Origin of the sequence: Pseudophaeobacter arcticus DSM 23566, from assembly GCF_000473205.1 — a bacterium.
Lineage (GTDB): Bacteria > Pseudomonadota > Alphaproteobacteria > Rhodobacterales > Rhodobacteraceae > Pseudophaeobacter > Pseudophaeobacter arcticus.
This window is the reverse complement of record NZ_KI421507.1, coordinates 2,795,911-2,817,743: the sequence shown is the minus strand read 5'-3', so window position 1 is coordinate 2,817,743 and position 21,833 is coordinate 2,795,911. Positions and strand designations below refer to the sequence as shown.

Genomic DNA, 21,833 nt, shown 5'->3' with positions numbered 1-21,833 from the left:
GTAATATTGTTAACATTAAACAGGGTCTCCGTCTGTTCCGTTAACAGAGGCGGACTCGCCTCTGTGTGGAGTGCGCACCTATCCTGGGCAGGTCAGCGTCTTGTCCTTGGCTGAACTTCCAAAGGCAGGCGTGAAAAGGGAGGACACCATGACACCATTTATTACCCGAGCTGCAACAGCACTGGGCATCCTGTCGGCAAGCGCCTTTGCTGCTGCCGCCGCAGACTGCACCAACCGTGGCGCGCTGGACGAACTTTATTGTGACGCCAACGGCGATCTGGTTGCGGATACCCCAACCGATGCGGCAGAGCTGCGCAATCCGGACACCCTGGTCTTTGCCTATACCCCGGTTGAGGATCCGGCGGTTTATGCAGATATCTGGGCCCCCTTCATTTCACATATGGAAGAGGTCACCGGCAAGAATGTGCAGTTCTTTGCGGTGCAATCCAACTCCGCCGAGGTTGAGGCCATGCGCTCGGGCCGCTTGCATGTGGCGGGTTTCTCCACCGGGCCGACACCCTTTGCCGTGAACCTCGCAGGGGCTGTGCCCTTTGCCATCATGGGCGCCGAGGACGGCCAGTTTGGCTATAAACTGCAGGTCTTTACCCAGGCAGACAGCGATATCAAGGAAGTGAAAGACCTGGTGGGGCGCCGCGTTGCACATACCTCGCCGACCTCCAACTCCGGCAACCAGGCGCCGCGCGCCCTGTTCCCGGCTCTGGGCATTGAACCTGACAAAGATTACGAAGTGACCTACTCTGGCTCCCATGACCAATCCATGTTGGGTGTTGTGGCTGGCGACTATGACGCAGCTCCGGTGGCTTCTGAAGTGGTTGAGCGCATGGCAGAACGTGGGCTCTATGACGCCAAAGATGTGCGCATGATCTGGGAAAGCGCCCCTTTCCCAACCACCTCCTTCAACCTGGCCCACAACCTGGACCCGGCGCTGGCCGAGAAAATCAAAGAGGCGTTCTTTACCTTTGATTTTGCCGGCACCAAGCTGGGGGACGAATTCTCGGGCGTCAGCAAGTTCATTCCAATCACCTACCAGGATCAATGGGCGGTTATCCGTCAGATCCAGAAGTCCAACGGTGTGGAATATACGCCGCAAGGGCTCGCTGGTAAGTAATCAGACCCCCAAAACACCCCGGACAGCGCTTGGCCGTTGTCCGGGTCCTTTTTTCCGGCCTGGCGCGGCCCCTTGCGGGGCGCGTGCCATAGGCCGAGCTGCGCTATGCCCGAGGACCCCCAATGCTAAAAATCTCCAAGCTGACCAAACGATATGGCTCCGGCGATCCTGTGCTCAAGGAGCTGGATCTGACTGTCGAAGGGGATCAGTTGACCTCCGTTATCGGCTCTTCCGGGGCTGGTAAAAGCACGCTTTTGCGCTGCATCAATCGATTGGTTGAGCCCACCTCCGGTTCAATTGATCTGAACGGCACCGAATTCACCACCCTGAACCGCCGCGAGCTGCGCAGCGCCCGCCGCCGCATTGGCATGGTGTTTCAAAGTTTCAATCTGATCGACCGTCTGACGGTGATGGAAAACGTGCAGTCGGGCCGTTTGGGCTATATCTCCACCTGGGCGGCGCTGACCCGCCGCTATCCGCGCGAAGATATCCGCCACGCCTATGAGCTGATGGAGCGGGTTGGCATTGCCCATTACGCCGACAAACGCGCGGATGAGCTGTCGGGCGGGGAACGCCAGCGGGTTGGTGTGGTGCGGGCCTTGATGCAGCGCCCCGAAATTCTGCTGGCGGATGAGCCCACGGCGTCGCTTGATCCCAAGACCTCTGAGCAGATCATGTCTCTGCTGCGTGATCTCGCCTCTGAGCTGAAATTGCCGGTGATCATCAACATCCATAACGTGACCGAAGCCAAGGAATACAGCGACCGCATCGTCGGCATGCGCTATGGGCGCATCATTTTTGATGATCTGCCGGGCAAGCTGGACAAGCCGGAAATGGATGAAATCTACGCCGGGGTACCGGCCATGGACCGCGCCGAAGTTGGAGCCGTGGCATGAGCACGGATAGAACCACCTGGCGCAAGCCTGCCTTTATCAAGAACCCGACGCTCCGCTACGGGCTTTATGCTGCGCTTGCCATCTATGTTGTTGTCACCCTGGCCACATTGCCCATTGATTGGGAACGGGTTTCTGACGGCATGCGCCGGGCGCAGCGGATCTTTAACGGGGCGTTTCCGCCAAATTTTGAACGCTCCGGTCTGCTGATCGACGGCTTTCTGGAAAGCCTGAAGATTGCCATCCTGGCAACCGTGGGCGGCATTGCCCTGTCGGTGCCCTTGGCCTTTATGGCGGCGCGCAATATCTCGATCAGGCCGATCTACTTTCTGGGGCGCGGCATCATTATCGTGGCGCGCAGCTTTCATCCGGTGATTGTCGCCATCATCTTTGTCAAGGCGGTTGGCTTTGGTCCCTTTGCCGGCGCCTTGACGCTGGTGGTCTATTCCATTGGCTTTGTGGCCAAACTGCTGGCCGAACGGATCGAAGAGATCGACTTTGGCCAGGTTGAGGCGATGCGCTCGGTTGGCGCGGGCTTTCTCTCGACCCTGGTCTACGCGGTGATGCCCCAGATCATGCCACGGCTTGTGGGCCTGGGCATCTACCAGTTGGACAGCAATCTGCGGGCCTCTGCGGTGGTTGGTATCGTTGGGGCAGGTGGCATTGGCGCCACCCTGGCCAATGCCTTTGGCCGCTATGATTATGATTTTGCCCTGGCCATCACCATGGTCATCGTCGGCGTCATTCTCGTGTCCGAAGCGGTAAGCGGATTTATCAGAAAGCGGATCGCATGATGAAGACTCACCCCCTGCACCAGACACTTGACCACTGGTCCCGCTTTACTCTGCGCCAGCGCCTGATGCGCTACGGCGGCCTGATGTGCACCCTTTTGATCGTGGCCTGGGCCCTCAGCAGCATCGACGTGATCTGGGAATGGGTCTGGGACGCTCCGACACAGATGGGCGATCTCTTTGGCCGCATGATGCCACCGGATCCCAGCAATCTGCCGTCGATCCTGGAGGCCATCTGGCAGACGGTAAACATCGCCACACTGGCCACCATGTTTGCTGTCGTGATGTCATTGCCGGTCGCCTATATTTCGGCGCAGAACACAACGCCGAACCGGGTGGCCCTGTGGATTGGCCGCTTCATCCTGGTGTCGTCGCGTTCGGTCAACACCATTATCTGGGCGCTGCTTTTTGTGGCCATCTTTGGCCCCGGCATTGTTGCGGGCATCGTGGCCATCATGTTTCGCTCTATTGGTTTCCTGGGCAAACTGCTGGGGGAAGCCATTGAAGAGATTGACCATAAACCGGTTGAGGCTCTGGAGGCCTGCGGGGCCTCGCGGTTCAAGATTGTGCTCTACGCCATTGTGCCTCAGGTGATGCCCGCCTTTTTTGCCATTGCGATCCTGCGCTGGGACATCAACCTGCGTGAATCCACCGTGCTGGGACTTGTGGGCGCTGGTGGCATCGGGATGATCCTGCAGGGGGCAATCGACACCTTCAACTGGCCCGAGGTTTCCATGGTGTTGCTTACCATCCTGGCGCTTGTTGTGTTCGGAGAGGTGGTTTCCTCTTACATGCGCAAGAAAATCCTATAAGCCTTCTGGCGGCCGGCCCCGCTGGCCGCCAAATGTACTTAGTTCAAGGCCACTCCCCATGATCGACACCAAATGGGCCTTTCAACGCTATGAGAGCCTGCGGGCAGCCCTGCCCAGTGCTGCGTTCTGTCAGACCTTTCGCACCGGGCGCGACCTCAGCGATACAGCACCGGATTTTGACGCCTATATTCTGGATGCCTTTGGCGTTCTGAACCGGGGTGAAACCGCCATCAAAGGCGCGGTAGAGCAGATGGCTGCGTTGCGCGCCCTGGGCAAGCGGCTGATTGTTCTCACCAATGCGGCCAGCTATACGCGCGCCGAAATTCTGGCAAAATACCACAGGCTTGGCTTTGATTTTGACGCCTGTGAGGTGGTCTCCAGCCGCGATGTTGCCTTTGCCAATCTTCCCGAACTACCGCCGTCACAGGTCTGGGCCGCAGCTGCGGCGCAGGGCGATGATTTCAGCGATGCGCCAGCTGCAGCCCGGATTGCCCATTTGGCCGACAACCCTGACCTGTTGCGCAGCGCTGGCGGGATCCTGCTGCTGTCCTCTGCCCGCTGGCGCGAGGCTGACACCGCTGCGGTGGTGCAGGCGCTACTAGACCGCCCCCGGCCTTTGGTGGTCGCCAACCCGGATCTGGTCGCCCCCCGTGAGGAGGGCCTGTCGTTGGAACCAGGCCTGATAGCACATGACATCATTGCTAAAACGGGCCTGCAGGCTGCGTTCTACGGCAAACCCTATGGCAATGCGTTTGAGGTGGCTTTGAACCGGCTGGCGGGCATCCCCCGCCACCGCATCGCCATGGTGGGCGATACGCTGCATACCGATGTTCTGGGCGGCGCAGCTGCCGGCATCGGCACCATCCTGATCACGGATCATGGCCTGTTTCGCGGCCACGATGTCGCGCCCTTTATTTGCAGCTCTGGAATCCGCCCGGATTGGGTGGTTGCCACCACCTAAGGGCGCAATGCCCTGCCTGGTTTAATGGGGCCTTACCCTAGCGTTGCGGGGGCTTACGAAAATCGGTTCTGCGCCAGGGTTTCCCTGGGGGAGCAGCCAAAGACCTCGCGGTAGGCAATGGAAAACCGGCCTAAATGAAAGAAGCCGGCTTCGTAGGCAATGCCACTGACCAGGGTATCTTTGGGCAGGGACTGTGCGAGCATATGCGCATGGTTCAGGCGCTGTCGCTGAAGAAAACCAATTGGGGTGCAGCCAAAGCTCTGCTGAAAACTCAGTTGCAAGCTGCGAATGCTGCAGCCTGCGGCGGCGGCGATCTGGGCCACGGTGATCGGGTCTGTCAGGTTCTCCAGGATATAGGCGCGGGCCCGATTGATTTGCGGCGAAGACACATGTGGCTGGGCCTGCGTCAGAATATGATGAACGGTGCTGGGCTGGGCCATCAGCAAGCCGGCAATCAACTCCTCTTCGAACAGGGCTTGGTGCTTATGCTGGCTGTCGCCAAAAGCGCCTTTCTGGTCGGCGACGGCGACGGCGGCCCGGAATTTTCTTTCCCAGTTTTGCAGCTCTGGTGACTCCAACCGGAGCGCGGGATCGAACACGATGGGATGCAGGAGCGATTGCCCCAAGATCCGCTCAGCCGTTTGGTGCAACGCGGCGGCGTCGATTTGAAGCAACAGCTTTTCGCAGCCGCCATACCAGACCATATGTGTGTCACGGGTGGGATTGAGCACCGATCCGGTTCTGTGTGTTGCCTCTACCGTCTTGCGCCCATTGCGCACCTTGGCGGCCCCACACAGTGGGATTTGCACTAGGTAAAAATCTGTCAGCTCACCGGGATTGATCGTCACATCACAGCCATATCGCATATAGTTCAGCGACAGGCTTTGACCTTGGGCCTGGTTATGGCAGGCGTCAAATGTGCCATGCGCGGGTCCCGGTATCAGATCGTGATCGCAGAATTGTTCAGCCACCGCAGCGCGCGCAAGTTCAACGTCTGTTGAATGCAACAGGCGATGCCCGCAAAGGGGATCAGCCGATTTCCTTAGGAATTCTGGTTCCATCCCAAGCAGCCTAAAAAGTTTTAAACTTAAAGCAAGCACTTTCGAGAACGCATTTTCTTGCGCAATTTGGACAAAGCAAACCGAGCCTGCGCAGTACGCTGATTGTGGCATTCAGCCATAACAGGGAGAAAAAACATGAAAGAAACAGCCGGAGTAACATCAGCCGACATCGGGCTTGAAGGTGTCGCGTGGAACGTGGTGGGCCAGATTTACACACCAAAGCTGCATTCGGACAATGCCATGATCTGGCACGCGGTGGTGCCCGCTGACACCTTTGTACCGCCGCATGTCCATCCGACGCAGGATGAATGGATCCTGATCGTCGAGGGCAATCTGGAGGTGGATTTTGGCTATGAAGAAGGCGACGTCAAACCCAACAAAGCCGGACCAGGTGATCTGATCCGCATGCCGATGGGCCTGGCGCATGGGGTCTATAACCGGTCAGGAGCAGAGGCCAAATGCGTCTTTGGCGTGGCGCCGTCGCGCAAGCTTTTTGATCTGTTTGGGGCATTGGATGGGGTAACAGATCCTGCAGAACTGGTGCGGATCTCCGCCCTGCACGAGGTCGACTTCCTGCCGCCGCCCCCAGAGGCGTAAGGAGAGCCCAGATGGTGAATAGAAAAACAGTTGCCGTCATTGGCGGCGGCGTCGCTGGCTTGGCCGCCGCCAAGGCATTTGACGAAAAGGGCCATCGCGTTATCGGGTTTGAACGCAGTCATGATTTTGGCGGCGTCTGGGAATTGTCGCGCTCCTATCCCGGTGTACAAACGCAAAGCCCAAAGGACCTGTATCGCTTTACCGATATGGCGATGCCGGATGCCTATCCGCAATGGCCCAAGGGGCCGCAGGTGCATGCCTATATCCATTCCTATGCGGCCAAGCACAAGCTCGGCCGTCTTTATCAGCTACACACGGATGTGGTGGGGATGGAGCGGCGCACCGACGGCAAGCCGGGCTGGACCCTGACGCTGGAGAGTGCAGGGCGAACCCGTAGGCAAGACTTTGATTTTGTTGCGATCTGTACCGGGCAGTTTTCTTATAAGAACATTATCACCCATCCCGGACAGGAGGCATTTGTTGCGCAGGGGGGGCAGGTCATGCACTCCTCGGAATACACCGATTCAGAGATAGCACAGGGCAAACATGTGGTTGTTCTGGGCGGCTCAAAGTCTTCAACCGATATTGCGGTGAACGCGGCTCATCATGGGGCCAAACAGGTGACCATGGTCTACCGCAAGAATGTTTGGCGGGTGCCTTACTTCATTGGCGGCATCAACTTCAAACACCTGCTGTATATGCGGGCGCAGGAGATGCAGTTCAACAGTTGGGGGCGCAGCCCGCTGCAAAAGCTGTTTGCCGCAGTCACCAAGCCGCTTGTCTGGGCCAATTTTCGTGGGCTGGAAACCATGCTGAAGCTGCAATTGGGGCTGAAGAAATGGAACATGGTGCCGGATACGCCGATCGAAAAAGAGGCATCCTGTTCCCTGCCTTTGGTCACTCCGGGGTTCTTTGAAACCCTGAAATCCGGGAAACTGAAACTCGTTCAGGGGACTTTTGATCACTATGAGGGGGACAGCGTGGTCCTGAGCACCGGCGAGCGGGTGAAATGTGATGTTTCGGTTTTGGCTGTCGGCTGGAAGCTGGGCATCCCCGTTTTGCCCGAAGAATACCGCGAGAAGCTGATTGAAAACGATGGTCAATATAGGGTCTATCGGTTGTCGGTGAACCCGGACCTGCCGGAAGTGGGATTTGTTGGTTACAACTCCAGCTTCTGCACCATTTTGTCGGCGGAAATGATCGCCAACTGGCTGGTGCGCTATGCTGATGGGCAACTGGCCCAGCAGCCAGACGCGCAGGAGATGAACAGTAATATCGAGATGATGCTGAACTGGCGGCGTAAGGAACGCCCGGCGGCTCAGGTCTATGGCGGGCTGTGTTCGGCCCCGTTCCATTTCAAACATTTTGATGAGCTGCTTGCGGATATGGGGGCCACCAAGACAAAGCGTTCAAATCCCCTGGCCGAACAGTTTTCGTTTCCCGATGCAGATGCCTATGGCGAATTTCTGGCCTCAGCACCAGACTACCGGGCCGGGTAAGGGGGCGTAAGACAAACCGCACGGACAATGTGCCATTGCGATGAAGCCTTTTGGGTCAGGACCCTAAAACCATGGGCCCTGACCCTAGGGTGCGAGCATTCTGGTATAGGCGATTTGGTAATGTGCTGCGGCTTCCAAATTTGCCACCTGTACCGCCGAGTGGATATTGCTGACATGCGCACACAGGGTGTCACAAGCGGCAGCGAGCCAGGCTTTGTCCTTTGCCAGACGGTGCAACTGATGCCGCGTGGTGCGGCCATAATAGCTCTTTGCGCTTGCCTGCAAGGCGGTGTTTGTGGTGGTTTCGGCAAAGGCATCAAATGCCTCCATGTCAATCTGCGCAAAGCCTATCATGTCCGGCTCGGCTTGCAGCTTTGCGCAGCGCGCACTTAGCGTTTGAAAGCGTGCTGCGACTGCCGCCAGATCACGGACCGGATCAATTTCCACCACGGCCCGCTCTAGTGCGGTGCGCACCACAAAGCTTTGTGCAAGTGACGCGGGTTCGATCGCGGTGACAAATGTGCCAACGCCCTGGCGCGAAGCAATAAGTTCTTCTCGCTCCAGCCAGGCCAGAACCCGACGCAGCGGTGTGCGGCTGCAGGCGAATTCTTCTGCTACAGCCGTCTCTGACAGTCGCATTCCCGGTGGGTAGTGCAATGTGCAAATGCGAAACCGAAGCGTATCGTACATGATGCTCAATCGATCTTGAACACCCTCCGCAGCTTCCAATGCACTCACCAGCTTATTCATGCCGCGCTTTCCGGCGATGGATCGCCTGTTGCCTGTCGGTGAGGGCCGCAGGGGTTAAACAAACAACCACGGTCCCTCTTGTGTTCCTTCGGGCCGTTTCGTCAGGCCGGATTGTTCAGGCCGGTTTGTTCAGGCCGGTTTGTTCAGGCCGGTTTGTTCAGGCGGTTTCAAGCTCGAGGGCGTAGGATCCGTCCTCGCGGTGGGTTTCGTTTCCTGTCACAGGTGGATTGAAGCAGCAGGCCATGACCAACTCTTCCTCCGCAAAAAGCGTATGGCGGTCATGCTTGTCCAAAGCATACATGACGCCGGGGCGGATGATGTGAACCTCACCTGTCTCAAGATCCTTGATCGACCCGGTGCCCTGCATGCAATAGACGCTTTCAAAGTGGTTCTTGTATTCGAAAGTGTGCTCTGATCCGGGCTCCAGGAAGGTGATGTGGAACGAGAACCCCATTTTGTCTTCCGCCAAAAGCATGCGCACGCTGCTCCATTTGGCGTCTGATACGACGCGGTTGCGTTCTGTTTTGAGGATGTCGTTGAAATCTCGGACGATCATGGAATTACTCCGCTGCAAATTTATGGGTGCCGATCACATCTTGTGCGGCGTTGATTAGAATATTGAGCCCGTGCTGAAGCATCTTGTCAGGCGTCGTCAGAGGCGCAAGAACCTTGACCACCTGATCCTCGGAACCCGAAGTCTCGATGATGAGGCCCTGTTCAAAAGCCCGCGCACAGATCTTGCTGGCCAAGTCCCCACAGCGCAGGTCCACCCCCCGCATCATGCCACGGCCCTTTAGCCGCGCATCTGGAACCAGATCGGCCATTTGCTGCAACCCCGTCGCGATGATCTCGGACCGGCGCGCAATGCTTTGCTGCAGCCTGTCGTCAGACCAGTATTTTTCGATGGCAACAGTTGCAGTTACAAAGGCATGGGTGTTGCCACGGAAAGTGCCATTGTGCTCTGCTGGCCCCATGATGTCATGTTCTGGCTTTACCAGCACCAGTCCCATCGGCAGGCCAAAACCAGAGATTGATTTTGCCAAGGTCACAATATCGGGACGAATGCCAGCCTCTTCAAAGGAGAAAAAACCACCTGTTCGGCCACAACCGGCCTGAATGTCATCGACAATCAACAGCGCCCCGGCCTCTTGCGCCAGTTCGGCTACCCGCTGCAACCAGTCGGCGCTGGCAGTATTCAGCCCGCCTTCGCCCTGAACGGTTTCCAGCAGAATGGCGGCAGGCGCATCCATGCCCGAAGACCGGTCTTTGATCATGGCTTCCAGAAAATCGGTGGTGTCGCAGGATTGGCCCAGATATCCGTCATAGGGCATCCGCGTCACATTGTTGAGCGGAACACCGGCCCCACTGCGGTGGTAGCTGTTGCCGGTCGCCGCCAGCGCCCCCTGGGTGACGCCATGAAAGCCGTTGGTGAAGGAAATGACATTGCTGCGGCCGGTGACCTTGCGGGCGATTTTCATCGCGGCCTCAACGGCATTTGCCCCCGTTGGCCCGGTGAACATCACCCTGTGATCCATCTCCCGAGGCTGCAGGATAAGCTGCTCAAAAACCTCCAGAAACCGGGCCTTCGCAGCGGTGTGCATATCCAGGCCATGGGCAACACCATCGGTTTCCAAATGCGCGATCAAGGCTTGTTTCATGTCCGGATCATTGTGGCCGTAGTTCAACGATGAACAGCCGGCGAGAAAATCAATGTATTGCCGCCCGCTCTGGTCTGTCATCTCTGAGCCCTTGGCAGAGGTGAAGACTGTATTGAAGCCGCGACAATAGCTGCGCGCTTCTGATTCCCGACGTCCAAAAATGGCTTTGTTGGCAGATTGCGTAGACATACGACTTCTTTCCGGTTTGAGAGGAGGCAGGTAAAAGTGACTGGCAAAAAACGGTAAACGCATGGGCTAGGCAGCTAGCGCCTGCAGTTTTGTCAAAGGAATGGTGACGAGGTTTTCGGTCTTGTGGCGCTCCTGGAAATGCAGCGCCTGCGTGTAGTAGGGCTGAATATCCATTTGGCTGTCTTGCAGACCTGCAAATCTGCGAAACAGGGACCAGGACGCATTGTTGTCAGCGGTGATTGTGGTTTGCAGGCGGTTTACCGCTTTGCATTGAGGGCGCTGCAGAATGGATTGCAGCATCAAGGACCCCAGCCCGCGGCCGCGGGCTTTTTCAGCCACAGCAACCTGCCAAACAAAGAGCGTTTCCGGATCATTGGGCAAGACATAGGCGGAAACCCAGCCCACAGTTTCCTGTGAAAGTTCTGCCAGGCAGCAGGTGTCAGCAAAATGGTCGCTCTGCAAAAGATTGCAGTACATGGAGTTTTCATCAAGCGGTTTGCAAGCCTGAACCAGCTCCCAAACCTTGGCGCCGTCTTCCGCAACGGGTTTGCGAATTGAGGGCAGGTCGATGCGCATTGGGTCAATTGGGTATTGCATTTTGATCCTCTTTTGTCGCTTCTGCTGTCGAAGTATCAGGTGAGAGGTAAAACTTCAACTAGCAAAGTAATTTTTGTCAATATATGCGAATTATTGTCGCAATAAGTCGATAGATGTCGATAATTCACCATTATTTGCTTCATTTATGGAAGTGATTTGAGAATTGAAGGCACCAAAGCGATACGGTATGCTTTGATGTCTAAACCATCGGGGATTTCATGGACCGTATCGACAGTAGCCTGATCGCGCTTCGCCGCATTATCCGCACAACTGAACTATTCGGGCGCGAAATCCGTCAGGCGACCGGTGTAACCCCTGCTCAGTTCCGCGTTCTGCAGATCATCGCGGAGAATGGTTTTGTCACGGCAAAGGCGATCTCGCTGCGCATGCAGGTCTCGCAAGGGACAGTCACGTCTCTGGTCGACAAACTTGTCCGGGATGGGCTGGCCCTGCGGCAGAAATCCAGCGAAGACCGGCGGCAGATTCATATCATGCTGACTGATGCGGGGCGGGAAACTCTTGTGGACGCGCCCGATCCATTGCAGCAACGCTTTGTGCGCAAATTTAACGCCTTGGAGGATTGGGAACAGGCGATGCTGGTTGCCAGTCTGGAACGGGTCGCCGCCATGTTGGACGCAGAAGATCTGGACGCCTCTCCTGTTTTGGCGACCGGCGATATCCGCCCGGCCGGCCCCCAGTAAAACCACCCTTGGGTTATGCCTCTCAACCGGTGAAATCGGGAAGAGAGTGCAAAATCAAAGGAAAAGTAGCTTTGGCAGATGCCAATTGGGCATAAGCATGCGCCTGCACAGTTTTCCTCAAAGAAAAGGCCCCTTCGGTGCGCGTAGGCATGATCAAGGCGAGCCCAAAAATCCGGGTGACACGTTTTTCGATATCAACATCTACTTTGTCGGCGAAGGCTAACAAAAGCATGACGAGTTCATCTTTGTCGCGCTGCTCGCAGGATTTGGCGTATTTTGTCAACAACGAGACGCCGGACAAAATCATCATTGACTTGAAACTGTCCAAGAATACGCGGTTTGACTTTGTGCCCTCAGAAAACAAGTGCCTGGACTCATCATAGAGAATTCCGATGCCCCCCCTGCCTGAAAGCTTGGCCAAGCACGCGCTCCCAAATGTATTCCTGAGTTCGACTGGCTCCTTTCAGTGCCTATCTCACGATCAAAGCGGTTTTCCCCGGCTTTGTAGTACAGACGTATTGGAACACATAGAGGGGCCCGAATTGCTTCGGACCCCTCAAGTGGCTTCTATTGTTTGCTATTTGTGCACTGCCAAAAGGTCTTCGATCAGGTTGTAAGTGGCTTGGACGCGGGCCTCGTTCGGATAATTCCGGTTGGCCAGAACGACGATACCGAGGTCCTGACTGGGCAGAAGCGTCACATAGCCGCCGAAGCCGTTGGTGGCCCCGGTCTTGTTCAGGATGACGTCCCGCTGCGGCGGCATAGGTGGCGTGATGGCGGTGGCGGGCTGGGGCGACAGGATGAAGTCATAGCCGTTGCCAGCCTCCATCGCCGCCCTATCGGCGGGCCAGGGATATTGTTCCCAGATCATGTCTTGCGTGTAAAAAGCCGTCTCGGCCCGGCCCTCGCGGGTCCGCTCCAGGGCGGCAGCCAGCGCCGGATCTGTGTCGCCGTGGCCCAGTTCCAGTGCAAGCAGGCGCACCATGTCGCGCGCGGTGGATTTCACGCCGTAAGCTTCGTCCGCCAGCACACCGGGGTTTACCCGGATCGGCGCGTCGGTCTTGCGATCATAGCCAAAGGCGTAGCGATCCATTTTGGTATCCGGCACGTTCACGAAAGTGCTGGTCAGGCCCATCGCCGGAAACAGGATGTCTTCCGCTGCCTGCGCATAAGGCATCCCCAACGCATCCGCCGTGATGTGCCCCAGCAGTCCGATGCTGACGTTCGAATAGCTGCGGGCACCGGGCTGAGGGGGCTGCCAATCTGCCAGCCAGTTGATCAGCTCAGGCACATCCTGCACCTCGTTTGGAACTTGCAGTGGAAGACCACCGGTGACGTGCGTGGCCAGATCGACAAGCTTGATGTCGTCGAAGGCGGAGCCCTTCAGGTCCGGCAGACTAGCCGACACCGGGGTCTCAAGATCAATGATGCCCTGCTGTTCGGCCAGGGCCGCAAGGGTCGCATTGAAGATCTTGCTGATTGATCCCAGTTCGAAGATCGTCTCCGGCGATACTGCAATCTCGCCCTCGCGCGCGGCTAGCCCCGTCGCATAGAAATGCTGTTTTCCACGGTAGGTGATGCCGATGACGAGTCCGGGGATGTCGAATTTTGCAATCACAGGTGCGAAGTTGTCACGCGCCAGGCCGGTGAACTGAGCATCCGTCAGATCTTGCGCGACAAGTGTGGTCGGGATGGTCAGCAGCGCGGCCGCTGCAAGGGTTAATGTCTTCATTGCTGCCTCAGCATTGTTCGTTTTTTGGGCTTCGTCGATTATTTTTCATCCGACGTAAATGCAAATGCGAATTCGCACGTCCAACCAAATGCGCGGCAAGACGCTTATGACACGCGAGGGTGCCACGGTGCGATCATTGAACGAGAGGCTGACGTGGTGATACCGATCCGTCGCCTGAACTCAGGCGGGAAAGGGCGTTTTCAAACTGAAGCCTGATTTGTGCAACATCGCCGTTTGAAGCCCTTTTTTCGGATTATGTTGAAACGCATGACGAGACCCGAAATCAACTTTCCGACTGCGGTTCCGCGCTGGTCCGCAGCGCAGGGTCGAGGGGCGCGAACCAGCGCCTGGACATCTCGGACGCGCTTGGACGATCGAGCAGCAGGGGGGCGATGGTCAATTCGTTGACCGCATCAATGCCCGGAAAGAATGTATCGTCGCTGCCGCTGCCCAAGGGGTCATGGCCCTGCGTCCGGTAGGCCGCCAGACCATGGGTGGCGAGAATGACATAGCCGGCGATACGTTTTGGATCACCATCGGCGATCAATCCGGCGGTCTGGCAAGCGATGATACAGCCCAGCAAAGTTTCCAGGGCCTGCTGATTGTGCTGGATCCTGTTGCTGCGCTCGGGATTTTCGTCTCCGCGTTCGGAGAACATCAACGAGAAGAACCCCTTGTTGTTCAGGGCAAAGCGAATGTAGGCGACGCCAAGTGCCTTGAGCCGATCCATCGGATCGCCCCCCGCTTTTTTCAGCTCTTCCCCCTGACAAGCGGCCAGCCTGCCGAATCCTTCTGCCGTTAGTGCATCCAGCAAGGCCGCCTTGTCGGCAAAGTGACGATAGGCCGAGGCATGGGAGACGCCGAGCGCCCGTTCCAGCTCGCGCAGTGAAAAATGGGGGCCGTCCCGCTGATCAATAAGAACCAGGGCCGTCTCCAACAGTGCGTTGCGTAAGTCTTTGTGATGATATCCCTTTTTGCGCAATTTCTGGGGCGCTTTGGGTGTCTCTTGCTGGTTCACGGTCGCATTATTTCCCGACATCTGAGGGGCTTCTTCGTAACATGAGCGGCCCGGCTCGACAAGCTCAGCTTGCCCGGTAAGACCTCCATAAATGCGATGAGGCTTGACAAGATTGGATCGCTTTCGCCTAATATCACCACTGGTGACATTGGGCTGAGAGGGGGGAGCATGACGTTGACGATCAGACGCGCTGGAAGAGTCCGTTGGTGGGGCCAGATGCTGGGCGTCGAACGCGCGGCTTGCAGCCTGTCGATGCCGCAGGGCCTTTGGTCCGACCTGTCAAAATTTCTTCAATCGTTCATAAGCAAGGCCGCTCAATGACTGAATTCCTACAAAAAGCCCCCCATCAGTGGACCGCCGTCGAGTCAGTTGCGGCGCTGAAGGCCCGCAAAATCGGCGCACTCGAACTGCTGGAGCATTGTCTGGAGCGTCGCGCCCGGCTCGATAACGAGGTGAATGCGGTTGTCGAGGTTCGGGCAGAGGCCGCGCGTCAGGCGGCCAGGGCGGCGGATGCCGCTGGCGCGTCCGGCCCGCTGGCCGGGTTGCCCATGACCATCAAGGAAACCTACGAGGTCAAGGATTTCCACACCACCGCCGGAATACCCGCGCTGAAGGATTATGTCTCGGCTGAGGATGCAGTGGCAGTTTCCCGGCTGCGCGCGGCTGGCGCGGTGATCTGGGGCAAGACCAACGTGCCGGTCGCCGCCTCGGACCACCAGAGCTATAACCCGCTGCACGGCGTCTGCCGCAACCCCTGGGATACCTCCCGCACGGTCGGCGGCTCTTCTGGAGGGGCGGCTGCGGCGCTGGCTGCGGGCTTCACGGCGTTGGAGCTGGGCAGCGACATCGGCGGCTCGATCCGCATCCCCTCGCATTTCTGCCGGGTCTGGGGGCATAAGCCCACCTTTGACATCATCCCCGGGCGTGGCCAGGTACCGCCGCTGGGCGCCCTGGCGACATCGCCGCTCGCGGTCAGCGGTCCGATGGGGCGCTGCGGCGCCGATCTGGAGCTGGGGCTCGATCTGCTGGCTGGCGGTATGCCGGACAGCGGCTGGGTTCTGAACCTGCCCAAGCCACGGCACGAGGCGCTTTCTGACTATCGCGTCGCCGTCTGGACCGGTGGCAACCCGGTCGATCCCGCCTATGCCGAGGCGATCGAGGCCTATGCGGCGGCGCTGGCGGGGCAGGGCGTGCAGGTGACCTATCTCGACAAGACACCGGCCCCCCTGATCGGCAATGATGATCTTTATATCGCGCTGCTGTTTGCAACCATCGGATCCGGTGTCCCCCAGGCCGAGCTTGACGCCTATGCCGAAGCCGCAGCCCAACATCCCAAAGGCAGTCTGCCCGACCAGGTGGCGCGGGCAACCCGGTCCAGTTTTGCCGAAGTCGCCGAGATGGTCGAACGCCAGGCCAAACTGCGGCAGGCCTGGCGCGCCTGGTTTACTGATTTCGACATTCTTCTGTGCCCGGTCAGCATGACCGTCGCCTTCCCGCATCAGACCGAGGACGGGCACGGGCCGGTGCCGCAGATGTCGCGGGTTCTCGAGGTCGGCGGCGTGACGCGGCCCTATATGGAAAACCTCTATTGGCCGGGCATCGCGACGCTGGGGCATCTGCCCGCGACCGTGCGCCCCTTGCCCGATCCGGTGCGCGGCTTGCCCGCTGGTGTTCAGGCCATCGGCGCGGAATACGCAGACCGCACCACGATGCGCTTCACCGCGCTGTGCGACGCGGTCTTTGGCGGCTTTGTTCCGCCACCGGGGTTCGCCTGATCGTGGCGCCGCCCTGATTTCAATTCACCCGGCAAGCGCTGCGGCGCAAGATATCTTGAAAGGAAGACGACATGTCAAAATTCTCTGGACTCTTTGCAGCGGCGCTCATGGCGAGCCCGCTTGCGGCGCAGGCCGATACAACCATCGTGTTCAACAATTTCCTCGGGCCGAACGACACGCTCTATACCGATGTCATCCACCCCTGGCTCAATGAGATCGAAGCCCAGACCGACGGGCGGGTGACCTTCCATGTTCCCGAAGCCACGCTTGCGCCGCCCCCGGAATTGCTGTCGATGGTACAGCAGGGCATCGCGGATGGCGGGTTCATCATGACGGGCTTCCTCGAAGGCTCGAACCCGCTGTTGCAGATTTCCATGCTGCCCTCCGTGAACTCCAGCGCGATGGCTGGCTCAATTGCCTCCTGGCGCACCTATGAGAAGCACCTGTCGAAGGCGGAAACGCTGGAGGGTGTCGAGTTGCTGGGGCTTTTGACCGTGGCACCGGGCAGCTTCTATTCGATGAACGATACGGTGTTCGACGACATCTCGGACTTTCAGGGGGCCAAGTTCTGGGCGCTTCCCGGCTATGCCTCGCGGTCGTTGACGGCACTGGGGGCTGTGGTCTCGCCCGGGCCTGCGGTGCGCATGTATGAGGTGATCTCTGGCGGCGTGGTCGATGCCTATTGCTGCATCAATTACCCTTCGGTGTTGAACTTCAACGTCTTGCAGTTCACCAAATCCGTCACCGTGCTGCCCAACGATTTCTACTCGCCTGCCTTTGCCTTCTACCTCGGCGACGAGATCTGGGACACCATCTCGCCTGAGGATCAGGCGATCATTCACAGCCTGTCGGGGGAGGCCCTTGGTCGCCGCCTGGGCGCGACGGATGCGATAAACCAAAAGGCCCGTGAGGATTTTATTGCCGCTGGTGGTGAGATCCACGAGGCGTCGGATACGCTGGTCGAGGCGCTCGCAGAAGCCTGGAGTCCGATCTATCAAAGCTGGATCGACACGGCCGATACCGCCGGTATCGATGGCGCTGCGGCGCTTGCCTATTACCGCGAGCAAGTCGCCCTCGTCGCTGCCGGCAACTGAGGTGAGGGGAGAGCGGGGGATGTTCAGAACCGCCTGGAGCTGGGTGGAGCGCGTGCTGGAAGCGGTCATGGCGACCTTTCTTCTGGCAATGGCGCTGATCACCGCAATCGATGTCGTGGGGCGCTACTTCTTTGGCGCCCCGCTGCCGGGCGGCTATGAGATCGTCCAATACCTGATGGCCCTGTCGGTCTTTGCGGCATTGCCCCTGACCACGCGGGCAGAGGGGCACCTGACCATCTCCATGATGACCGACCGCCTGAGCGGTCGCGCGCGGCGCATCCATCGCGTCATCATGTTGGTCATCATAACCCTGATGCTGGTGTTCCTGGCCTGGCGCATGGGGGTGCAGGCCAACCACCTGTCACATGGCGCGGCGCTGTCGGGGTCACTTGGCATCCCGTTGGCGCGGGTTGCCTATGCGATGACGGTCCTCGCCTGGCTGGCGGCAGCGGTCTCGGCCGTGCTGGTGGTGCAGGCAATAGGCGGCAAGTCGGCGCCGACACTCAAACCCGAGGAGACGCTTGAATGACCCTATCACTGATTGGTTTTGTGGTCTTGCTGTTGCTGGCCTTTGGCGGCGTGCCACTGGGGTTTTCGCTGATTTTGGTTGGCGTGGCCGGCTTTGCCATCGCTCGGGCCGATATGGTTGGTCAGGCGTTGATCTGGTGGGGCGACGGCGGGCTGGAGTATAACGCCCGCGCCGTCAACGCGGCGGTCTCCATGGCCGGACAGCAGATGTTCGATGTCTCTACCAACTATGGAATGACGGTGATCCCGCTCTTTGTGCTGATGGGCGCCTTCATTCACCGCAGCCAGTTGAGCCAGGATCTCTATGATGCGGCAAACGCGTTTCTCGGCCATCGCCGGGGCGGGATGGCGATGGGCACTGTTGCGGCCTGCGCCGGGTTTGCCGCAGTCTGTGGTTCCTCCATCGCCACCGCCGCAACGATCTCGCGGGTGGCGATGCCCTCCATGCGGCGCTTTGGCTATCGGGATTCGCTGTCCACCGGATCGATTGCCGCCGGTGGTACGCTGGGCATTCTGATCCCGCCCTCGGTGCCGATGGTGCTCTATGGCATCCTGGCGGAAACCGACATTGCCGATCTCTTCATGGCTGGCATCCTGCCGGGGCTGATCCTGACCCTGATGTTTTTCTTTGCCATCGGCATGACCACGATGATCGACCCGACTGCCGGTCCGCGTGCCGAACCTGTCCCGATGCGCGAGCGGATGCGGCTGGTGATCAAGGTCTGGGGCATCGTGGTGATCTTTGTCGTGATCATCGGGGGTATTTACCTGGGCATCTTCACCGCCACCGAAGCCGCCGGAGTCGGTGTCATCTTTGCCGCACTTTTTGCCCTGCTGCGCAAGCGCCTGACATGGCGCAGCCTGTGGGAAAGCCTGGTCGAAACCGGCATCACCACGGGCATGATCTTTATTGTTGCCATTGGCGCGTTGATTTTCTCGAACTTCGTCAACCTCGCCGGGATGACCCGCACCCTGACGGATGTGCTGGCCGCCCATGAGCTCAGCAATATTCAGGTCGTGCTGTGTATCGTTGCTGTCTATCTGGCGCTGGGCTGTGTGTTTGACAGCATCGCCATGCTGACGCTGACGGTCCCCGTGGTCGCGGCGATCCTCAAACCCATGGGCGTGGACATGGTCTGGTTCGGCATCGTCGCGGTGATCGCGATCGAGCTGGGGCTGATCACGCCGCCGGTCGGGATCAATGTTTTTGTGGTCAAGGCCGCAACCACCGGCATTAGCGTCTGGACCATCTTTCGCGGCGTGACGCCTTTCGTTGTAGCCATGTTGGTGCTGCTCGGGCTGGTGCTGGCCTTCCCGCCTATCGCCATGCTGGTGCCCACGCTTATGGGGCGCTAGCGTCAAGCCCTGCAAAGATGCGATCAAGGTCGCGGCGTCACCGCCGCGGCCATTCATAAAGATAGCGGCAGGGCAGCCGATGCTCCTGCACCGCACCCCATGCAGCGCGCCACCGAAAAAGGGACCGTCCCTTGGCCACACCCGAGAAGATCCTGCTCATCCTGTTCGACCAGTTGCGCTGGGATTATCTGAGCGGCTATGGCCATCCGCATCTGAAAACGCCCTATATCGACCGGATCGCGGCGCGCGGTTTGACAACGCCCGCATTCAATCGCCGCTCTGTGGTCCCTCGCGCATGTCGATCTATACGGGGCGCTATGTTCACAGCCATGGCGCCTCGTGGAACAATGTCCCGCTCAACCGGTACTACAACACGTTTGGCAACATCGAGGTTAGCGGCCGCACCGTGCTGTTCATTCCGGATTTTGTCAGTGGCGAGGCATGTGGATCTGCGCATCATTGGGCGCGTGAACTGATTGCTTTCGGGCGCGGTAATGCGCCAGATGCCCAGATCTATGTCTAGCCAGAGGTGAAACGTGGAAAGATGAATGCTGGCGATGCGGAGGCGATTGGGCTCATATCTGTTTGGCGGCTCGCCTAACCCAATCGGCGAATGTCTTCACCCCGTGCTTGTTGCGCGACAGCGGATTGAGCACAAGGCAATAGGCAAATCCGCGCAGCTCAGGACCAGGGAGTTGTCGATAGCGGCCTGATTGCAGACCTTTTTCGACTAGCGCACTGCTGGACAAAAGCAGCCCCAACCCCTGATCCAGCGCGTTAAAAGCCGCACTTTCATCGCTGAAACGGATAATGCGGTCCGGCGGGAACGGTTCCCCGGCTTCCTTAAACCATTCTTCCCAGGTCGGGCCGCCCATGTCCGGGTTGCGCCAGCGGAATCCCAGCAGCCGGTTGTCCTGCAAGCCAGTTTCCGGACGGTCAGCCAGACTGACAGGAATGTAGCGATCCGAGAACAAAACCTCAGCTTCCTCATTCACGGAGGCCTGGGGGCCATATCGGATCGCCAGGTCCAGCCGGTCAACCCGCAAGTCCAGAACGTCGTCATCGGTTTCGACCTCAACCCTGATCTCGCTGTGCTTGTCGAAAAAATCTGGCAGGCGCGGAACCAGCCAGCGTTCTGCAAAGGCATATGTGGTTGTGACACGGACCAGCGATTGCTCGACGTCCTTGTCGAGCATGGCGAAGGCTTCGCCCAAGATATCAAAAGCCGTCTGCAGCTTGGGGAACAACTCTTGCCCGGCAGGAGTGAGGGCGATCTGACGGGGGCGGCGCTCTACCACTTGGAAGCCAAGATAGGCTTCCAAATGTCTGATCTGGTGGCTGATGGCGGTGGCGGTGACGCTCAGCTCTTCCGCAGCCTCGGCAAAACTGAGCCTTCGGGCGACCGCTTCGAAGGCTCGAATTGCGTTTAACGGCGGCAGTTTACGCATGGCGTTGCCCACTTGCGCAAAGAAATCTCAGCTTGGCCTGACGAATGGTCATTTGTTTTTTGGCCTCCTCTTTCTGAAGCTTGTTGAATGAAAAGGGAGGGAAAAATGACACACAATACTATCACCACCCGGAGGCGGTTGATCAAGGGGGTTCTTGCGGCCACGGCCGTCATCGCCACCCCGGCTGTCCTGCGCGCACAGGGTCGCCGCGACTTGTCGATGCTCACCTGGGCAGGCCATGCCGACCCCGATGTGATCGGCGCATTCGAGGAGACGCACAATGTTCGCATCCGTGCCAAGGAATATGTCGGCGGCGACCAAATGCTCGCGCAAATGGCGCAGTCTCCGGCCGGAACCTACGACGTAATCCTGTCGGATGCGGAATACGTCGTGCAATTGCAGCAAGCGGGCTTCATTGAACCGCTGACGCCTGAGGACTACCCGTTCGACGACTTCTTTCCGGAGTTTCAGAATTTCCGCGGCCACTGGTTCGACGGTCAGCCCTATGCGGTCTTCCTGCGGTTCGGTTTCCTTGGGCTGTCTCATAACCGCGCCGCGATGAGCGAGGCGGAAGCCCGCAGCTATCGCAGCATGTGGGATCCGCAGCACGAGGGACGCATCGGCCATTTCGACTGGCATCTGCCCAACCTGGGCGCGTTGAGCCTCCTCAATGGCAACGCGTCGCCGTTTGACCTTGATGAGGCGCACTGGGCGGAACTGACCGAGACGATGATGTCGCTCCGGCCTCAGGTGCGCGGTTTCTATGACTACGGCGGGATGCTGTCGGCGCTGCGTTCGGGCGAGGTTTCCGCGATCCCCGGCATCGGCGACTGGATCACCGGCGTGCTGGCCCGCGATGGTGCGGATGTCACCACGACCATCCCCGAGGAAGGTGGCCTGCAATGGACCGAGTCGCTGTCGATCGGCGCGCAGTCAGAAAACCAGGATCTGGCCCGGACATTCATCCAATACATGCTGTCGCCAGAAGGGCAGGTGAAGACCGCCACGCTCAAGGCTTATCCGGCGATGATCCCGTCGCGGGCGGGCTGGGCGCGGCTGAATGATGAACTGCCAGGAGAGGCGCAGCGCCAGAACATGGTGCTGAACGGTCCCAATGCACTTGATGAGATCCGCGCCGGGCGCATCCGGCTGCGGGAGCTTCCGGTACAGCAATCTCTGGAAACCTGGAACGACGCCTGGACGCGTTACAAAAACGCCTGATGTCCGGTCCGGCCCCGGCGCAA

22 protein-coding genes and 1 pseudogene are annotated in these 21,833 nt (G+C 58.7%); 14 read left to right on the top strand and 9 right to left on the bottom strand.

Annotation, left to right across the window (positions count from 1 at the left end):
• The first annotated feature begins 148 nt into the window (after positions 1-148).
• From phnD to ARCT_RS0117890, 5 genes are all read left to right on the top strand, one after another.
• Positions 149-1,129, top strand: coding sequence for a phosphate/phosphite/phosphonate ABC transporter substrate-binding protein (gene phnD, locus ARCT_RS0117910; protein ID WP_027241297.1), 981 nt, complete (start codon positions 149-151; stop codon positions 1,127-1,129).
• A 122-nt stretch (positions 1,130-1,251) separates the two neighbouring features.
• Positions 1,252-2,025, top strand: a complete 774-nt coding sequence (gene phnC / locus ARCT_RS0117905) for a phosphonate ABC transporter ATP-binding protein (RefSeq protein WP_027241296.1) — start codon at positions 1,252-1,254, stop codon at positions 2,023-2,025.
• Entirely contained in the window at positions 2,022-2,816 is a 795-nt protein-coding gene (phnE, locus tag ARCT_RS0117900; RefSeq protein WP_027241295.1) for a phosphonate ABC transporter, permease protein PhnE, read from the top strand. Before phnC ends, phnE (ARCT_RS0117900) begins: the two co-directional genes overlap by 4 nt.
• Entirely contained in the window at positions 2,813-3,625 is an 813-nt protein-coding gene (phnE, locus tag ARCT_RS0117895) for a phosphonate ABC transporter, permease protein PhnE (protein WP_027241294.1), read from the top strand. Before phnE (ARCT_RS0117900) ends, phnE (ARCT_RS0117895) begins: the two co-directional genes overlap by 4 nt.
• A 58-nt stretch (positions 3,626-3,683) precedes the next feature.
• Entirely contained in the window at positions 3,684-4,586 is a 903-nt protein-coding gene (locus tag ARCT_RS0117890; protein ID WP_027241293.1) for an HAD-IIA family hydrolase, read from the top strand.
• A 53-nt stretch (positions 4,587-4,639) separates the two neighbouring features.
• On the opposite strand, the gene ARCT_RS0117885 is transcribed toward ARCT_RS0117890, so the two are convergent.
• Complete coding sequence (locus ARCT_RS0117885) at positions 4,640-5,593, bottom strand: AraC-like ligand-binding domain-containing protein (RefSeq protein ID WP_036785113.1); 954 nt, start codon at positions 5,591-5,593, stop codon at positions 4,640-4,642.
• A 189-nt stretch (positions 5,594-5,782) separates the two neighbouring features.
• Here ARCT_RS0117885 and ARCT_RS0117880 point away from each other — a divergent pair, with 189 nt between their 5' ends.
• The gene (locus ARCT_RS0117880; RefSeq protein ID WP_027241291.1) at positions 5,783-6,244 is read left to right on the top strand and encodes a cupin domain-containing protein; all 462 of its coding nucleotides are present in this window, start codon (positions 5,783-5,785) and stop codon (positions 6,242-6,244) included.
• A gap of 11 nt (positions 6,245-6,255) precedes the next feature.
• Positions 6,256-7,743 carry a flavin-containing monooxygenase gene (locus tag ARCT_RS0117875; protein WP_027241290.1) on the top strand — a complete coding sequence of 496 codons (1,488 nt, stop codon included), beginning with the start codon at positions 6,256-6,258 and terminating at the stop codon, positions 7,741-7,743.
• An 84-nt stretch (positions 7,744-7,827) separates the two neighbouring features.
• Here the strand turns inward: ARCT_RS0117875 and ARCT_RS26465 are convergent, their stop codons facing one another.
• From ARCT_RS26465 to ectA, 4 genes are all read right to left on the bottom strand, one after another.
• A complete protein-coding gene (locus ARCT_RS26465) occupies positions 7,828-8,493 on the bottom strand; it encodes a GntR family transcriptional regulator (RefSeq protein ID WP_051360867.1) in 666 nt (221 codons plus the stop codon).
• 157 nt (positions 8,494-8,650) lie between these two features.
• Positions 8,651-9,049 carry an ectoine synthase gene (locus ARCT_RS0117865; RefSeq protein ID WP_027241289.1) on the bottom strand — a complete coding sequence of 133 codons (399 nt, stop codon included), beginning with the start codon at positions 9,047-9,049 and terminating at the stop codon, positions 8,651-8,653.
• Positions 9,050-9,053: 4 nt separating this feature from the next.
• Positions 9,054-10,340: a diaminobutyrate--2-oxoglutarate transaminase gene (gene ectB, locus ARCT_RS0117860; protein WP_027241288.1), complete on the bottom strand. Its 1,287-nt coding sequence runs from the start codon at positions 10,338-10,340 to the stop codon at positions 9,054-9,056.
• Positions 10,341-10,406: 66 nt separating this feature from the next.
• Positions 10,407-10,937 (bottom strand): diaminobutyrate acetyltransferase, encoded by a 531-nt coding sequence (gene ectA, locus ARCT_RS0117855; RefSeq protein WP_154665396.1) that lies wholly within the window; start codon positions 10,935-10,937, stop codon positions 10,407-10,409.
• 218 nt (positions 10,938-11,155) lie between these two features.
• Here ectA and ARCT_RS0117850 point away from each other — a divergent pair, with 218 nt between their 5' ends.
• A complete protein-coding gene (locus ARCT_RS0117850; RefSeq protein WP_027241286.1) occupies positions 11,156-11,638 on the top strand; it encodes a MarR family winged helix-turn-helix transcriptional regulator in 483 nt (160 codons plus the stop codon).
• A 22-nt stretch (positions 11,639-11,660) separates the two neighbouring features.
• On the opposite strand, the gene ARCT_RS0117845 is transcribed toward ARCT_RS0117850, so the two are convergent.
• The 3 genes from ARCT_RS0117845 to ARCT_RS27255 form a co-directional block, all read right to left on the bottom strand.
• Positions 11,661-11,948, bottom strand: coding sequence for a hypothetical protein (locus tag ARCT_RS0117845; RefSeq protein ID WP_027241285.1), 288 nt, complete (start codon positions 11,946-11,948; stop codon positions 11,661-11,663).
• Between the two features lie 267 nt (positions 11,949-12,215).
• On the bottom strand, positions 12,216-13,370 hold the full coding sequence (gene ampC, locus ARCT_RS0117840) for a class C beta-lactamase (protein ID WP_027241284.1): 1,155 nt from the start codon (positions 13,368-13,370) through the stop codon (positions 12,216-12,218).
• Positions 13,371-13,653: 283 nt separating this feature from the next.
• Positions 13,654-14,409, bottom strand: a complete 756-nt coding sequence (locus ARCT_RS27255; protein ID WP_051360865.1) for a TetR/AcrR family transcriptional regulator — start codon at positions 14,407-14,409, stop codon at positions 13,654-13,656.
• Positions 14,410-14,705: 296 nt separating this feature from the next.
• On the opposite strand from ARCT_RS27255, the gene ARCT_RS0117825 reads away from it, so the two are divergent.
• The 5 genes and pseudogenes from ARCT_RS0117825 to ARCT_RS27645 all read left to right on the top strand — a co-directional run.
• Positions 14,706-16,163 (top strand): amidase family protein, encoded by a 1,458-nt coding sequence (locus ARCT_RS0117825; RefSeq protein WP_027241282.1) that lies wholly within the window; start codon positions 14,706-14,708, stop codon positions 16,161-16,163.
• Positions 16,164-16,234: 71 nt separating this feature from the next.
• Positions 16,235-17,257 carry a type 2 periplasmic-binding domain-containing protein gene (locus ARCT_RS0117820; protein WP_027241281.1) on the top strand — a complete coding sequence of 341 codons (1,023 nt, stop codon included), beginning with the start codon at positions 16,235-16,237 and terminating at the stop codon, positions 17,255-17,257.
• Positions 17,258-17,276: 19 nt separating this feature from the next.
• Positions 17,277-17,786: a TRAP transporter small permease gene (locus ARCT_RS27250; RefSeq protein WP_051360863.1), complete on the top strand. Its 510-nt coding sequence runs from the start codon at positions 17,277-17,279 to the stop codon at positions 17,784-17,786.
• Positions 17,783-19,141: a TRAP transporter large permease gene (locus ARCT_RS0117810; RefSeq protein WP_027241280.1), complete on the top strand. Its 1,359-nt coding sequence runs from the start codon at positions 17,783-17,785 to the stop codon at positions 19,139-19,141. Before ARCT_RS27250 ends, ARCT_RS0117810 begins: the two co-directional genes overlap by 4 nt.
• Positions 19,142-19,272: 131 nt before the next feature.
• A pseudogene (locus ARCT_RS27645) lies at positions 19,273-19,526 on the top strand (sulfatase-like hydrolase/transferase); the annotation flags it as partial.
• Between the two features lie 190 nt (positions 19,527-19,716).
• Here ARCT_RS27645 and ARCT_RS0117800 read toward each other — a convergent pair.
• The gene (locus tag ARCT_RS0117800) at positions 19,717-20,589 is read right to left on the bottom strand and encodes a LysR substrate-binding domain-containing protein (protein WP_027241278.1); all 873 of its coding nucleotides are present in this window, start codon (positions 20,587-20,589) and stop codon (positions 19,717-19,719) included.
• Between the two features lie 105 nt (positions 20,590-20,694).
• On the opposite strand from ARCT_RS0117800, the gene ARCT_RS0117795 reads away from it, so the two are divergent.
• A complete protein-coding gene (locus ARCT_RS0117795; RefSeq protein ID WP_027241277.1) occupies positions 20,695-21,810 on the top strand; it encodes a polyamine ABC transporter substrate-binding protein in 1,116 nt (371 codons plus the stop codon).
• Positions 21,811-21,833: the final 23 nt, after the last annotated feature.

Coding starts and splice junctions, on each gene's coding strand:
- phnD (WP_027241297.1), top strand. CDS start 149: ATGACACCATTTATTACCCGAGCTGCAACAGCACTGGGCATCCTGTCG.
- phnC (WP_027241296.1), top strand. CDS start 1,252: ATGCTAAAAATCTCCAAGCTGACCAAACGATATGGCTCCGGCGATCCT.
- phnE (WP_027241295.1), top strand. CDS start 2,022: ATGAGCACGGATAGAACCACCTGGCGCAAGCCTGCCTTTATCAAGAAC.
- phnE (WP_027241294.1), top strand. CDS start 2,813: ATGATGAAGACTCACCCCCTGCACCAGACACTTGACCACTGGTCCCGC.
- ARCT_RS0117890 (WP_027241293.1), top strand. CDS start 3,684: ATGATCGACACCAAATGGGCCTTTCAACGCTATGAGAGCCTGCGGGCA.
- ARCT_RS0117880 (WP_027241291.1), top strand. CDS start 5,783: ATGAAAGAAACAGCCGGAGTAACATCAGCCGACATCGGGCTTGAAGGT.
- ARCT_RS0117875 (WP_027241290.1), top strand. CDS start 6,256: ATGGTGAATAGAAAAACAGTTGCCGTCATTGGCGGCGGCGTCGCTGGC.
- ARCT_RS26465 (WP_051360867.1), bottom strand. CDS start 8,493: ATGAATAAGCTGGTGAGTGCATTGGAAGCTGCGGAGGGTGTTCAAGAT.
- ARCT_RS0117865 (WP_027241289.1), bottom strand. CDS start 9,049: ATGATCGTCCGAGATTTCAACGACATCCTCAAAACAGAACGCAACCGC.
- ectB (WP_027241288.1), bottom strand. CDS start 10,340: ATGTCTACGCAATCTGCCAACAAAGCCATTTTTGGACGTCGGGAATCA.
- ectA (WP_154665396.1), bottom strand. CDS start 10,937: ATGCAATACCCAATTGACCCAATGCGCATCGACCTGCCCTCAATTCGC.
- ARCT_RS0117850 (WP_027241286.1), top strand. CDS start 11,156: ATGGACCGTATCGACAGTAGCCTGATCGCGCTTCGCCGCATTATCCGC.
- ARCT_RS0117845 (WP_027241285.1), bottom strand. CDS start 11,948: ATGATGATTTTGTCCGGCGTCTCGTTGTTGACAAAATACGCCAAATCC.
- ampC (WP_027241284.1), bottom strand. CDS start 13,370: ATGAAGACATTAACCCTTGCAGCGGCCGCGCTGCTGACCATCCCGACC.
- ARCT_RS27255 (WP_051360865.1), bottom strand. CDS start 14,409: ATGTCGGGAAATAATGCGACCGTGAACCAGCAAGAGACACCCAAAGCG.
- ARCT_RS0117825 (WP_027241282.1), top strand. CDS start 14,706: ATGACTGAATTCCTACAAAAAGCCCCCCATCAGTGGACCGCCGTCGAG.
- ARCT_RS0117820 (WP_027241281.1), top strand. CDS start 16,235: ATGTCAAAATTCTCTGGACTCTTTGCAGCGGCGCTCATGGCGAGCCCG.
- ARCT_RS27250 (WP_051360863.1), top strand. CDS start 17,277: ATGTTCAGAACCGCCTGGAGCTGGGTGGAGCGCGTGCTGGAAGCGGTC.
- ARCT_RS0117810 (WP_027241280.1), top strand. CDS start 17,783: ATGACCCTATCACTGATTGGTTTTGTGGTCTTGCTGTTGCTGGCCTTT.
- ARCT_RS0117800 (WP_027241278.1), bottom strand. CDS start 20,589: ATGCGTAAACTGCCGCCGTTAAACGCAATTCGAGCCTTCGAAGCGGTC.
- ARCT_RS0117795 (WP_027241277.1), top strand. CDS start 20,695: ATGACACACAATACTATCACCACCCGGAGGCGGTTGATCAAGGGGGTT.